This window comes from Nostoc sp. C057 (assembly GCF_013393925.1).
Classification (GTDB): Bacteria; Cyanobacteriota; Cyanobacteriia; order Cyanobacteriales; family Nostocaceae; genus Nostoc; species Nostoc muscorum_A.
This window is the reverse complement of sequence record NZ_CP040288.1, coordinates 152,639-166,647: the sequence shown is the minus strand read 5'-3', so window position 1 is coordinate 166,647 and position 14,009 is coordinate 152,639. Positions and strand designations below refer to the sequence as shown.

11 protein-coding genes and 1 pseudogene are annotated in these 14,009 nt (G+C 39.9%); 8 read left to right on the top strand and 4 right to left on the bottom strand.

Going from position 1 to position 14,009, the window contains the following annotated elements:
- Window positions 1-11 precede the first annotated feature (11 nt).
- Window positions 12-703, bottom strand: a protein-coding gene (locus tag FD724_RS35345; RefSeq protein WP_179076330.1) for an IS1 family transposase whose coding sequence is annotated in 2 segments (ribosomal slippage) — window positions 12-365 and window positions 368-703 — 690 coding nt in all. Because the reading frame shifts where the segments join, the coding sequence is not laid out codon by codon here.
- Window positions 704-732: 29 nt separating this feature from the next.
- Between FD724_RS35345 and FD724_RS35340 the strand changes: the two genes are divergently transcribed.
- From FD724_RS35340 to FD724_RS35320, 5 genes are all read left to right on the top strand, one after another.
- Window positions 733-927, top strand: coding sequence for a hypothetical protein (locus FD724_RS35340; RefSeq protein WP_256874705.1), 195 nt, complete (start codon window positions 733-735; stop codon window positions 925-927).
- 97 nt (window positions 928-1,024) lie between these two features.
- Complete coding sequence (locus FD724_RS35335; RefSeq protein ID WP_179076329.1) at window positions 1,025-1,297, top strand: hypothetical protein; 273 nt, start codon at window positions 1,025-1,027, stop codon at window positions 1,295-1,297.
- A gap of 44 nt (window positions 1,298-1,341) precedes the next feature.
- Window positions 1,342-1,758: a hypothetical protein gene (locus FD724_RS35330; protein WP_179076328.1), complete on the top strand. Its 417-nt coding sequence runs from the start codon at window positions 1,342-1,344 to the stop codon at window positions 1,756-1,758.
- Between the two features lie 89 nt (window positions 1,759-1,847).
- A complete protein-coding gene (locus FD724_RS35325) occupies window positions 1,848-2,141 on the top strand; it encodes a hypothetical protein (protein ID WP_372726547.1) in 294 nt (97 codons plus the stop codon).
- A gap of 167 nt (window positions 2,142-2,308) precedes the next feature.
- Window positions 2,309-3,382, top strand: coding sequence for a hypothetical protein (locus tag FD724_RS35320; protein ID WP_179076327.1), 1,074 nt, complete (start codon window positions 2,309-2,311; stop codon window positions 3,380-3,382).
- A 1,983-nt stretch (window positions 3,383-5,365) separates the two neighbouring features.
- On the opposite strand, the pseudogene FD724_RS35315 reads toward FD724_RS35320, so the two are convergent.
- A pseudogene (locus tag FD724_RS35315) lies at window positions 5,366-7,994 on the bottom strand (AAA family ATPase); the annotation flags it as partial.
- 84 nt (window positions 7,995-8,078) lie between these two features.
- Window positions 8,079-8,252 (bottom strand): hypothetical protein, encoded by a 174-nt coding sequence (locus FD724_RS35310; RefSeq protein WP_179076216.1) that lies wholly within the window; start codon window positions 8,250-8,252, stop codon window positions 8,079-8,081.
- A gap of 249 nt (window positions 8,253-8,501) precedes the next feature.
- Between FD724_RS35310 and FD724_RS35305 the strand changes: the two genes are divergently transcribed.
- Window positions 8,502-10,649 (top strand): PAS domain S-box protein, encoded by a 2,148-nt coding sequence (locus FD724_RS35305; protein WP_179076326.1) that lies wholly within the window; start codon window positions 8,502-8,504, stop codon window positions 10,647-10,649.
- Between the two features lie 19 nt (window positions 10,650-10,668).
- Here FD724_RS35305 and FD724_RS35300 read toward each other — a convergent pair whose 3' ends face one another.
- A complete protein-coding gene (locus FD724_RS35300; protein WP_179076325.1) occupies window positions 10,669-11,511 on the bottom strand; it encodes a hypothetical protein in 843 nt (280 codons plus the stop codon).
- A gap of 106 nt (window positions 11,512-11,617) precedes the next feature.
- Here FD724_RS35300 and FD724_RS35295 point away from each other — a divergent pair, with 106 nt between their 5' ends.
- The gene (locus FD724_RS35295; protein WP_179076324.1) at window positions 11,618-11,911 is read left to right on the top strand and encodes a hypothetical protein; all 294 of its coding nucleotides are present in this window, start codon (window positions 11,618-11,620) and stop codon (window positions 11,909-11,911) included.
- Between the two features lie 305 nt (window positions 11,912-12,216).
- The gene (locus FD724_RS35290; protein ID WP_179076323.1) at window positions 12,217-13,860 is read left to right on the top strand and encodes a PAS domain-containing sensor histidine kinase; all 1,644 of its coding nucleotides are present in this window, start codon (window positions 12,217-12,219) and stop codon (window positions 13,858-13,860) included.
- The last annotated feature ends 149 nt before the right edge of the window (window positions 13,861-14,009 follow it).

Genomic DNA, 14,009 nt, shown 5'->3' with positions numbered 1-14,009 from the left:
TGCGGGATGAATCAGTTAATCACGAGTATTTCTCTATACTTTAAGTAGTGAAGTAACAAGCGGATTGAGTATTTAAGCATATCTACAGACTTGGAATAGCATAATGTTTTGCGATGTAAGCGTGCCAGATAATGACGTAAACGTGTATTTTCACCTTCTACTCTGGTCATATATGTTTTACTGACAATATGATCGCCTGGCTCAATAAAACTGGGGTAAACTTTCCATCCATCGGTAACATAAAAATAGCACTGCCAGCAGCAAACAATGTCCCACAAAGGTTTAAATGTTTCAGCACTATGATCTCCTAAAACCCAAGCTAAAATTCCTGGGCGAAAGTGGTTTACTGCTGTCCATAACCAAATTTTGTTTTTTTTGACCCTACGAAAGTTTCTAGTTCATCCAGTTCTCCCACTTCAGGAATCTCCTCGGTTGGTGGTGCGTCTGGCAATTTTTCACCAATTTGTTTTAGCCAATAAATTACAGTTGTGTGGTGAACACCTTTGGAGCGCTCAATAGCTCGGAATCCCTCACCATTAAGGTATGCTTTTAAGCATTCAATTTTTATCTTATCTGAGTATCCTTTTGGTGGACTGTATACATCTATAAATTGACGACCACAACTGACACAAATGTGATTTTGTTTACCTCTTCGTTTACCATTTTTTCTTATCCCCGTAGACTTGCAGTATGGACAATGCACAGTAGTGAATCCTAATTCATCCCTCTATTATGCAACGCCAACAATTGTATTCTCCCATCACACTACAGCCGCAACCAGGAACGACAGATGAAAATGTATTGTTCTGTCGGGTATGGGTAGAGTCGGAATTAGTTATGGCATCCTACAACGAGCAAAGCGACTGGCGAGAAATCAGTAAACAGGCGATTGCTGTTACAAAGGCTGCGGCAGAAATGGTGTTCTAACTTGTTGTAAACAGGGTTTGGGCAACTGTAATTAGAAGTTGCTCAAACTTTGTCTACAGCTAATACGTGCTGTTCAACTATTCACAACTAATCACACATGACTATTACAATTGTTCACCCCAATGTCGAAAATCTGCAATCATTTTCTGACTTGTTTGACCTGGAAAAACTTTTGCAATCTAAAGGAATTCTGCCGTGGCTTTTAGCAAATGGCTGGAACTATGACAATGAATCTTGTTTGATTGCAAACATTATTGATGAATCTACAAGCTTGGATCAAGTTTGGGAATCAGACGAGTTTGATTTTAATGCTCTGTCAGATGAATTAAAAGAAAAACTCAATCAGATTTTTGAGCATTTCTATCTGTAATCGAATGGCACTCTCAATCAATAATTAACGCGAAGGGAAGAAAAATGCAACCAACAATCACACTTCCACGTGGCTACGGAATTCCAAAGTTTAATGTTGGGCAACGTACTCAACAAGGCAAAATTATTGGTATTGAAGTATTACCACATGATAGTTTGCTAGCCGAAAATTGCGGTCATGGCTACCGCTATCTAGTCATGGTTTCTCGGATGAGAGAAGAAATTAAATATCTGGAATCAGATCAGATTACGCCGCTCTCACCGGCAGAAGTAGAAGCTGAGATTTTAGAAGAGGTTGATTACTATTTGACTCAGCTTGTATTACTGCAATCTGAGTTGAAAGCTGACCTCAATATCCAGACTCCATTCGGTCAAGTTAATCCACCTATTTCAACAACTAAACGTACTTCTGGTAGCGGTTCTAGATTGTCTAAACCGAATAAACAAAAAGTTGCCGCTTGACGAAAAAAAGAATCAGGTTATGCGTGAAAAACTCTCTAGTCAGACTGATTAAATCTGACTAGGGAGAAAAATCGATTCCACAACAAATTATGGCACACTTCACTGCTACTAAGATGGAAACAAATTTGATCAAAGTGTATGACGCGACACTGTTAAGCTCATCAAAAGTTTACCAAATTAATGGTACACATTGTCGATACTTAGGCGATGCAGGTACTATCCAACATCCACAGTATCTGTTTCTACCTCTGCCAAATCAAAAGAAAAAAGCCAGCTTTCGGCTAAATCGAAACAAACTTATGACTCGCTGTTATGAAGTCGAAGGCATGACTTATAACAAGCCTGTGGTACAAGATAATTCGCAGCAACTTCAACTATTTTGAGCTATGTCAATACATAAACCACCAGTCATTAAAAGGCATATTCGGCTACAAAAAAGCTCTAAAAAAGTAATCTATAGGGCTACTACGGACATCCACAAATTGAGAAATAGCCACAAAGAAAGCTTCGCTTAATTGAGAGTGAAAAATAATGATTGAGGTCAATAATAATGGTACAAGCAATTGACAACCCTATTGCTACAAATTTCCTAACTGATGCAGTAGTCGAGCGCCACAATTTCTCGCAATTAAATAAAACCCGCATTCGCTTTCGTATTCAACTAAAGAAAAGTACAAAGTCTGCCGCACCCAAATGGGCAGATGTTTTAAAAGCTGAAGTCTCTGAAATTGAATCAGACCTCGTTAAAGTCACAAATTCCGAAGTCGGTTTGCGAGGTATAAAGGTATTTAAAAAGCTTGATGAAGCTGCTGCCCAATTGCGTCAAGAGATTGCTTCGGTTCAAGAGTGGATGTCTGCTGATACTGGTGATTGGGTCTGTCCTATTGATTTGGCTCCACTCGTTTGGAATCAGCTAATCAATATCAGAGATAATATCGCCCCTGGTTTACGCAATCAATTAAAAGCTGATTACGAAGCGGGACTTATTGATTATCAGGAACGGATTGACCAGTTTCTCTCACTTAACACTTGGGAATTAGCGCAGGATAAGCAAGAGTCAGTTAAAGCCAACTTGTTAAGAGCATTCCCGACTCTGACCGATCTCGAAGACTATTTGCAAGTCGTCATTGGTCGCCCGGTGATTATCCCGGCATTGTCCGAACAACTGAACCAGCAACAAGCTGAATGCTTAGACCAAATCACGCGATTCATCCAACAGTATGACCAAAATCTGGAGCAAAGGCTACGGGAATCAGCGATCGCTGGCGGTGAACAACTCGCCGCGCAGCTTCTCTCTGAACTAGCCGATTGGGAGCCAGGACGGAAGCCCGTACAGTTCAAGAAGAAAATGCAACGCCATCTGATGAAGGTTCAGGTGCTACTAGCGAATGCTGACCCGGAGGCTGGCAGTAGCTTGGAGGCGATGATGGCGCACTTGGACTCTATTGTTAATGATCCAGCGATTGAGTCTAAGAATCTGGGTTCAGATACACGCAGTCAATTGCAGCAAAAGATGGAAGAAATTCGGATCAAGTTGTTAGACGAACAGCGCAATCTCCAAGAGCTAGCAACTGGTGAGGTGGGTTTATCGAAAGCTACCGTGATGTCGTTTAAGTTCCGGTAAAAAACAGTCTTGGGCGAGGGTGAATTCGCTCAAGACTGATCCCAATGGATTTAATACGTAGTTTCCAGAATAACCCAAAAAGAATATCGCACCCCTACTATTTCTCAAACCAATTTGAAAGCCTTCCGTAGCCAGGTTATTTCCCAGATATGTAAATTCCAAAGCAGTTTACCCTGATGCACGATGGGATTACACAGTAGGCTTTTGGCTGGTGCTTCGTGATGTAGAAACCAGCCACTAGAACAGCCTCTATTCTGGCATCATCGATCACAAGGGATTGTAGACTGCGTGCTTGACAGTGTAAATCAGACTGACAGGAATATCAAAACTTCGATTCATTGGCAGTGCTAGTCCAATGCTGGGTTCCTAAGTCCAAGTTGAGCGATCGCTTCTACTCGCAAGTCATTCTCCCGCATCAACATCAGTACACATTTACTGGCTCCAGCATTGGTCATAATCGTGCATTAAGCAAGCCTTTGGAGCAATTTGTCTAACTGGAATCTCGCTAGAAAGGCTCTGGGAAGTTTTGAGGATGGTGGCAAAATCTAAGGCTTCAGAGATAGAAGTGCTACTGGAGCTTTTCAGATGTTTGGTGCTGGTTGATGAATCGTGCGGGCAGGTATAGCAAGGGTTTTTAAGGGTTGAGAGTGAATTGCTTTTGCTGCAGAATAGATTGTAGTAATTGGGGATAACGTGTTTCCAAGTCATCAATTTTAGCTTTGGTATCCCAATGAGCGTAGCAGTAGTAGGCTTCTTGGATGTAGGTTTAAGTTTCTACCCTTTTCTTTGCCTGCACTTGAGGTAGAATTTTGGCTGCTAATTCATTGCTAAGTGCTTCTTTGTTGAGGTAGCTGTTTTCTTTAGCTACTGCAATGGCGCGATCTTAATACTCCATTGCTTTCGGAGTGTAGAATTTTGTATCACTATGTCTATCTCTGCTTCGACTAAATCATACTTATGCTGGTAATTACTTTTAGCAAGATCAGCCCAGTATTGCATGAGTTTTTTTTGCTGGTAGCTACTTGATTTAAGCAATCTTCTTTTTACTTCTTATCGCGGTCAGTATACCATGCAAGTAAGTGACAAAGAGTAGTAAAAGCTATGTCCGGCAACAAGTAGTGGGCCAAAGGCTCCATCGCAACCTGTGGCTTGCTCTACTAATTGGCAGCCTGTCCATACTTTTCAAAGTTATAAAGCACAATTGTTTTAGCTACATAGGTGGCAAATATGATTGATGATTATGAGTTTTATGAAAATGTAGTAGCATTTCCGTCTCATTAAAATCAGTACCAGTCAATTGAAAGTGGTCAGAAGTTTGTCCGAGGAAGCGAAAAGGAGTTGTTCAAATCTGGGCATAATCAAGACAATGCTTTTGTTTGAAGTTTAAAAGTAAATCAATATATTTTATTTGCTCCTTTTATCAACAGAATTTAGAGGTTCTCCAATCAGAATAAATGCGTACACTCAGCCATCATTGAATAGCTATGATCTGATGTCTCCGACCTCTAGACCACACCCGCATACCTTCTCGTAACAATTCTAAGTGTATTTCTGACCATGCTCTCCTTACAAGCACACAGATAAAAACACAAAGAGCATATAAATTCTTTTGGAACTGGAGTCCTTTAGCATGGTATTGCTTTAGTAGCTCTAGAGATATCTGACCTGAGTGGGATAAGCAGTGTCTACATCTTTAATTACAGCAGACAGAAATAAGCCATAAAATACCATAGACATAAGCAGCCATGGGATGAATGTCCCTGCTCAAGACAAAGATGGTGCATTGTCAGCGCTACTGACGGAAACATCTCCCGGTTTCGACATGGTGAACAGGGAGTGAGTAATGCTAATCAGCAATCGCAGTGCAGCCAGAGATTCTTATAGGATTGCCATTTCTGGAATATTAGCTAAACTTGTCAACTCTGGTAGTCGCTTTAAATGAATTTTCCCTGCTCCACTTTAGGTAATATCAATGGAATTTTTAATTGCTTTAATGCTTTTAAACCCTGTTTCAATAGCTTGAACTTGCTGATCTTGAGCGATATAAATTTGAACTTTTAGCTCATAGGTCTTAATTCTGGTCCAAACAGATGCGTGGTTTGCTGCAATATCAAATCTGCTAGACTGATAGCTTGTTCAAAAGTGGGTGTTTAAATATTCTGCTTCTGCGGCTTCCTCATACAGTGCTAGCGTCAAAGCATACTGATTTTGCCATCTGCCCTGCTGGTAACAACTCTATTCCTAGTGTTAAATATTGAAACGCAGCAGTGTAGGCAGTAGAAGCTTTGGCTTTCCGTCCAGCGACCAGATTTAATTGAGCTAGTTGATTGCGTTCGGTCTGTTGAGTAAGTAACCCCAAACCCATATTCAATTGACTAACAATTTGGAAAAATTCTCTTGTTGATCGCTTGGAGAAATATTATTTAATAGTAGCTGCCCAGCCTTAAGTGAGTAGTCTGTTTCTCATCGTCAGGTAAGTCAGGAAGAATAAGCAGCTTGTTGGACGCGATCGTGGGAAAAACTTATAAGTAACTACTTGTGAGTTTTGCCCTGCAATTGTTTGAGTCTCTTGACCTATATAAAACTTATAAACTTCAGTTTGAGGTAGAGAATTAAGCCCTCTTGTAAAGCTTCCATAGGGCTGTTGCAGTTTCAGCTTCTGATGTTGTGGGCAGATTATTTGAGCTCTAGCGCCTCTAAGTGATCACCAAGGTTGCTAAGTCAAATTCATTACCAATGCACGCTGCTAATTTCAAAACATCCTGGGTCGATGTTGGCAAACTTCTGCAACTGCAATGCCATGAATTCAACAGCATCATCCGTTAGAGCTAACGCTTTCACTTGAGGAATATCACACTGCCAAATTCCCCTGATCAAAATCAAACTGAATTAGTCCATCTTCATGCAGTGCTTTGAGAAATTGCGTACTAAAGAATGGATTCCCTTTGGTCTTTTGATACACCAGTTGACTTAGTGGTTGTGCGACTTCTTGCGAACAACTTAGGTATCGGCAACTAGTTGATTTAAGCTGACTGTACTAATGGTGCTAGTGTAATAATGTTAATTGTAGACTTTGGCTTTAGCAATCTCTTCTAGTGTCAACATCAAAGGATGAGCAACAGAAACCACATGATTTCGGTAAGCTCCAATTAATAATAAATATCCCCTCACTGAATCATCTATCAGCAACTGCATTAACTTCAAAGATGCTGAATCTGCCCACTGTAAATCATCCAAGAAAATCACCAGAGGATGTTCTTTGGTAGTGAATACTTGGATAAAATTTTGAAAGAGTAAATTAAAGGCGATTCTAAGCCGCAGTTCCAGATAAATTAGGTGATGGTAGTTGTTGACCAATAATTTGTTCTAGTTCTGGAATTACCTCAATAATAACTTGCCCATTATCACCCAGCGCTGCTAATATTTTGGTTTTCCAAGCTGATAATTGAGTATCATTTTCACGGCTCAATTGCCCCATTAAATCTCGAAACATCTGTACAAAGGCAGAAAAAGGAATATTCCGATTAAATTGGTCAAACTTGCCTTTGATGAAATAGCCTCGTTGTTGGGCAATCGGCTTATGAACTTCGTTAATAATCGCTGTTTTCCCAATCCCAGAAAACCCTGCGACTAACATCAGTTCCGTTTGATGATTAGTAACACGGTCAAATGCTGCTAGCAAAGTTTTGACTTCCTCTTCCCGACCATAGAGTTTTTCGGGGATAATGAAGCGATCGCTAACATCCCGTTGCCCAATAGGGAAACTTTCAATTTTGCCCGTTTGCTGGAGTTGATGCAAGCAAGTTTCTAAATCATATTTCAGTCCGAATGCGCTCTGATAGCGGTCTTCGGCATTTTTCGCCATCAATTTGCTGACAATTTCTGAGAGTATCGGTGCAATTTCTGGATTAATTTCATGTACTAGAGGTGGAAGTTTGGCAATATGGCAATGCACTAACTCCATTGGATCGTTTGATTGAAAGGGTAATTGCCCTGTCAGTAACTCATAAAAAGTTACACCCAGAGAATAGAAATCAGTACGGTAGTCTATACCACGATTCATTCGTCCGGTTTGTTCCGGTGACAAATAACCGAGTGTTCCTTCTAACACATTGGGACTTTTCAGGGTTTGGGTTTCTCGTGGTAGCAGAGATGCAATACTAAAGTCAATGAGTTTGATATCACAAGTTTCTGGATTAATCAGAATATTGGCAGGTTTAATATCTTTGTGAATAATCCGATGACGAATGAGAATATCTAATATATTGCACAGGGCGATCGCTAAAAGCAAAAATTCAATGACACTTGGTACAGTTCCCCATTGCTTTAGGGAAATTCCTCCAAAGTCTTCCATTACCAATGCATAGCCATTCTGGTACGTTTCCAAGCTATAGGTTTGAATGATTCCAGGTAAGTTGAGATTTTTAGCTATGGTGTACTGATTGCGAAACGACAAAAGTTCGATGAAACTAGGGTAAGGATTTTTCAGCAGCTTAATGACCACAGGCTGTTGGTCAGTCTCTCGAACTGCTTGATAAACCAAGGTTCTAGAACCGTTGTAGAGTTCTTCGCTGACTTGATAGCCGGGAATGGTAACTACACTGCTAATCATAATTCTTTTGAATTTTTAAGACCTTAGCATTTAGTATTCCCAGATTCGCCCCCATCAGTGAGAGATTAGGGTAATTGCATTTTTTCAAGAGGGCGCAGCCCAAGGAGACAAATCTAGCTTCGAGGCTAGAAATTTCTTAGCTTTGACTACTCCTAAATTTTGATTCTCTTTGGCAGCGAAATATTTAATCGAGTCATCCACTATCCTTTTGTAACAGATAGCGATCGCTATTTGTGCCCGACAAATTATCTCATCCATTCCATCCAATCGGGCGCTCCTTTGCCCCTCTGCGTAATTTCAAGTCCATACTGAGTCTATATTTTATCTGCGTAAGCCGCATCTCGTTCAAGTTACTCTTGGGGACGTACTTCTGCCTTTATAATTGTCCTCTTTTTACTACGATTTCCAACAGATGGATATTATTAGAAAGAGGAATGTTACATTACCTAAAGAATAGGGAATCCTAGATTTAAGTACCAAGCAAATATATTAGTCAGTTAGAGCAGGATGAACTTTCAACAGCAAGGCATTCAATCCGGTAACAATTTTTCTGTAAACCAATTGCTAAAAGTTGATGAAGTTAGTAGAAATGGTCAGGAAATTGAACATCAATTAGCAGAGCCAGATTTGAAACAGTTGCAAGATAAATTTTTATTACTTATAGAACGTAATCCTTTGCCTTTAATTGAGTGGAATACAGCATTTCAAGTAATACAATGGAATCCGGCTGCTGAACAGCTATTTGGATACAGCAAAAGTGAAGTACTGGGTTGTCAAGTACCAGAAATAATTGTGCCAGAGAGTGAGAGAGTAGAGGTCATCAAAATAATGGAGTTATTAATTGAAGAGAAAGTGGGAGGTGATAATCTCAGTAAGAACCTGACAAAACATGGAACAGTGATTATTTGTGATTGGTGTCACACTCCGATAACTAACGTTGATGGCAAGGTAACTAGTATTGTCTCAACAGTACAGGATATTACAAAAGTAAAGTCTTTTGAAAGCGCTCTGCGCGAAAACGAAAAGACCTATCAGCAAATTCTTGATGCAATTACAGATATGGTACTGGTTAAAGGTGCTAAATCTCGGATTATTTGGGCAAATAAGGCATTTCGTGATTATTACGGGATGAGTGAGTCACAGCTTCAAAATATGATTGATGCACCTTTCAGCGAACCAGATCATACCCTGCAATATATCAAAGATGATGCTTACGTATTTGAAAGTGGACAGACCCTAGAAATTCCCCAAGAGCCAGTAAATCGGTACGATGGCGAAGTACGCCTATTCCATACGATCAAATCTGCGATCCGTAACGAACTGGGTCAAGTGATAATGACTGTTGGTGTATCTCGTGATATTAGTGAGCATAAACAAGCCGAGAAAGAACAGGCGAAGTTGTTGGCAATTCTAGAAGCAGCACCAGACTTTATCAGCACTGCTGACTTAACTGGGCAGGTTCTTTATTTTAATAAAGCAGCTCGCCGAATGTTAGAAATGGGGGAAAAAGAATCGCTTCAGGGGAGAAATTTGTGCCAAAATCATCCGAAATGGGCAAATGAAATTATCCAGAATCAAGGATTACCAGAATCAGTTCGAGTCGGTGATTGGGTCGGGGAAACGGCTCTTTTAAAAGCAGATGGGCGAGAAATTCCCATATCCCAACTAATTGTTGCTCACAAATCACCTGATGGAGAAGTTGAATATTTCTCGACAATCGCAAGGGATATCAACGAACTCAAAGCAGCGGAAGAAACTTTACGGCAAAAAGCGAAAGATTTAGAGCAAACTCTTCAAGAACTACAAAACACCCAAGCTCATTTGCTCCAAAGCGAAAAAATGTCCTCTATTGGTCAATTGGTTGCGGGAGTGGCTCACGAAATGAATAATCCTTTGGGCTTTATTGCTGCCAGTATCAAACAAGCTAAACCCACCTTTGATGATATTGTTGAACACTTAAAGCTTTATCAAGAAAAGTTCCCCACTCCCGGAGATGAAATTCTCATCCATGCTGAAGAAATTGACTTGGAATATAGCTTATCAGATTTACCAGAAATGATTGATTCGATGACGATAGCCTGTGACAGACTAAAAGATATCAGTACCAGTCTCCGCACTTTCACCCGTTCCGATCAAGACTACAAAATACCTTTCAATATCCACCAAGGCATTGATAGTACCATTCTAATTCTTAAACATCGTCTGAAAGCAAATGAGCAACGTCCGAAGATTGAAGTTATCACAAACTACGGGAAATTACCGGAAGTAGAATGCTTTCCAGGGCAATTAAATCAGGTATTTATGAACATACTAGCGAATGCTATTGATGCCTTGGATGAATCAAATACAGGCCGGAGTTTTAGGGAGATTAAAGCCAATCCTAATCAGATTATGATTACCACCTCATTGAAAAACAAACAGGTTGAGGTGAAGATTGCTGATAATGGTCAAGGGATGAGTGAATCAATTAAACAAAAAGTATTTGACGACTTGTTTACTACCAAAGGTGTTGGTAAAGGAACAGGATTAGGATTAGCGATCGCTCAATCTATTGTTGTAGAAAAACATGGTGGAACTTTGGATGTGAATTCTACCCCAGGCGTTGTCACAGAATTTGTGATTACCTTACCGATTCTGGCTCAGGCTCAAAGTTAACTTGGTCGAAAGTGTGATTTTAGTTAACCTCCACCAACCAATCGCACACCACAGACCTACACTCGCTCCCAAAGTTAACCCAGACCTGCCACTGACCCAAATACTCATTCCAAAACGGTTCGCCATCAGCCACCCCAATAGCTTCGCCCACTTTAGAGACTAGCTCAGTGTAGAAGCGACCAGCACTGTCCAATCCCTGCTTGATTCGCAGTCTTAGACCCTTCCATCCTTGGACAGCCTCATTTTCTATGGGATGTGGTGTTGTGTCAGTGAGTGGTGTTGTTACTACTATATTATTAGTCCCTGACACCAAATCTAAATTATGTGATTGTTGTGTTGTGTCAGTGAGTGGTATTTTTCTATCTATATTATTAGTGACTGAATTATTAGTGACTGACACCAACTCCCGATTTAACCACTGCCCAAAAATCAAGTCGCGTCCATCATCGGAATAAGCAAACTTATAAACGCTTTCCCTATTTCCCCTCTGACCCAATCGTCCAACATAAGACAACCGTAAATCAATCTTGTCCAACAACTTCTGCGTGATCGCCACAGGTGTAAGTTTGTCCGAGATAGTGACATTCAAGTAATTCTTGATGACATAGCGATTCTCCACAGCCCTTGCCTTAAACTCCTGCATCGCCTCATCAGACCCCCGCAACGGAACGTCTGGCGTGAGAAACTGCAACAGATTGAGATTTTCAAGTAACAACACAGCAGGTAGCAACTGCCCCTTGTTAAAATCAGGTTTCCAAATCGAGTTCTCCCCAGCTTTTAACTGCGCTTTTGCTCTTTTAGCATCACGGTTTGTTAGAAGTTCTCGCCCAAGTGTCAAATAACCGACTATTGTTTTGGTCAACTTACCTTGCTTAAAGTACATAACAGCAGGAATACGCCGAATATATCTGAAGTTGCGTTGGATGTGATATCATCTGCTGAGAAATTTTAAATAGCATACCCCTTCCATGAATCAAGTTCGACTCCCCAAGGTTAGCGTCGCCCTGATTGGTTTGGTAGTAGCAAGTATATTTCATGCTACTCCAGTGCTGGGAGCTATTCTAACTAGACAAGAATTTTCAGGCGATTTTACCTTAGTCGATGCTACTACCCGATTCCTTACGAACTTTTTGCCAGAAGAGAGCGAATATTCGGGATTCGTGGTTTACTCAAAGGACGCGACTTTGAGCGATTGGGAGCTTAATGTCAACAATCTAGACCTGAATTTGCAGCCAGGCTCTAATTCCGACGATTCGCCTTAAATTTGAGGCGTGATTAAAATGGGTTGTAAATACAATACCTTTGCCAAAATAAGAGCCTAGATAAATTTTGGCAAAAGTGGCAAAATCAAGCATACATAAGCGTTTCGATAAAAATGTAGTTTGTCATCTAAAACCCTTATCCTGCTGTCAATACGTTAAAAAACCCTTGTAGGAAACTGATTGTTTTTGCCAAACCTCAAAGAAATGGGAGTTAATTGTTAAAGCATCATCATCTCACCCTTGTAAATTGGCGAAGGTATTGCAAATAAATTCGGTTAATTATAAATGATTAGCTATTGAAACTTATGATTTTTACAAACAAGTTCTCTGAGCTACACAATTCTCAAGCCGACACATTGCAATTAGAAGAAGAGTTGCAATTTAGCAAGTTTTTAATGGAACGTTTAACAGATCCAGTTTTCTGGATAAGTTCAGATGCACGAATTATATATGTCAATCAGGCAGCTTGTAATTTTGTAGGTCATTCCTACGAGGAATTACTTTCTATGACCATATATGATGTAATATTAGACTTTTCACTAGAAGTATGGCCCAACTGCTGGAAAACTATTAGACAACAGGGTTCCTTATATTTTGAATCTATACATCAGACTCAAGAAAACCAGTGGTTAACAGTGGAAATCACTGCTAGCTATATGGAATATGAAAGCAGAGAGTATGGTTGTATCTTGATCCGATATATCAGCAAACGCAAGCATGTTTCATTCGTCTTGTCTAAGGCTAATCAGGTACTAGAATACAGAGTAGAGAAGCTTTTAACCGAAACAAAATACGTCAACCAGCAATTATCTCATGAAAGGGCTGAGTACAAGTGGTTAAAAGCAAAACTGGAGAATTCTCTTTCCTTACTTCAAGCAACTCTAGAATCTATCGATTGCGGTGTTATTGCTATTGGATGTGACGGAGATATTATTAGCTCCAATCGGAAGTTTGCTCAGATGTGGCAGGTTCCAGATTCTATTATTAGTTCATGTAACTATCAGCAATATCTAACTTTTTACATAAGCCAAATTAACAATCCAGAAATATTGTGCAGAAATATCCAACAACTCAATAGCCAAAAAGATTTTGAAAGCTATGATATTCTGGAATTGAAAGATGGCAGGTTTTTCGAGCGATGTAGTAAGCCTCTACAGCTCAGTGAAGAAATTATTGGCATAGTATGGAGTTTTCGAGACATCACTGAACGTCAACAAGCAGAATTAGAAAATCGCCGACTTCTAGAACAAGAAAAACAACTTGCTGAAGGTAGAGCGCAGTTTGTCTCTATGGTTTCTCATGAATTCCGCAGCCCCCTGAATGTAATTTCGTATTCCACTAGTTTATTGAAACGTCATAGTCACCACTGGAGCGATGAGAAAAAACTCCAGTATTTGCAGCGTCTTCAAACAGCAACTGAACAGATTAGTCACTTAATGGATGAAGTTCTTTTGATTGGGAGTGCGGAAGCCGGAAAGCTACAGTGTGAGATGAAACCGCTTGATTTAAACTTATTTTGCCGTGAGATAGTAGCAGAAATAAACCTGCAAACAAATAGCCTAAGTGCAGTTAACTTCGTTAGCAAAGGTGATTGTAAACCAGTGTGGGCAGATAAAAAATTGCTGCAACCAGTTCTAATGAACTTACTTTCAAATGCGATTAAATATTCTCCAATAAATACTAAGGTTGATTTAATATTGTCTTACCAAGATGAAAAAGTTATTTTTCAAGTTAAGGATAAGGGAATTGGTATTTCGCTAGAAGATCAACAACAGTTGTTTAAGCCATTTTATCGAGGTGGAAATGTAGGTGACATACCAGGTAATGGATTAGGGCTGGCAATTGTCAAAAAACTTGTAGACTTGCATCATAGTCAAATTGATGTGGTGAGTGAAGTTGGGAAAGGTACTATTTTTACAGTTACATTACTCTTAAAACAACCACTATAGCAATCTTAAATCATTTGTGAGAGAGTAAAAAGCTGACAAGAGTAATGACTATAGTACGAGACTTCTGCTAAGAAAGCTAAAAAAGCGCTAGTTTCGTTTAAAGAAAAAGCATTGTCATTGAGTTTGGCATTCGTTAATGTAAAAAGACC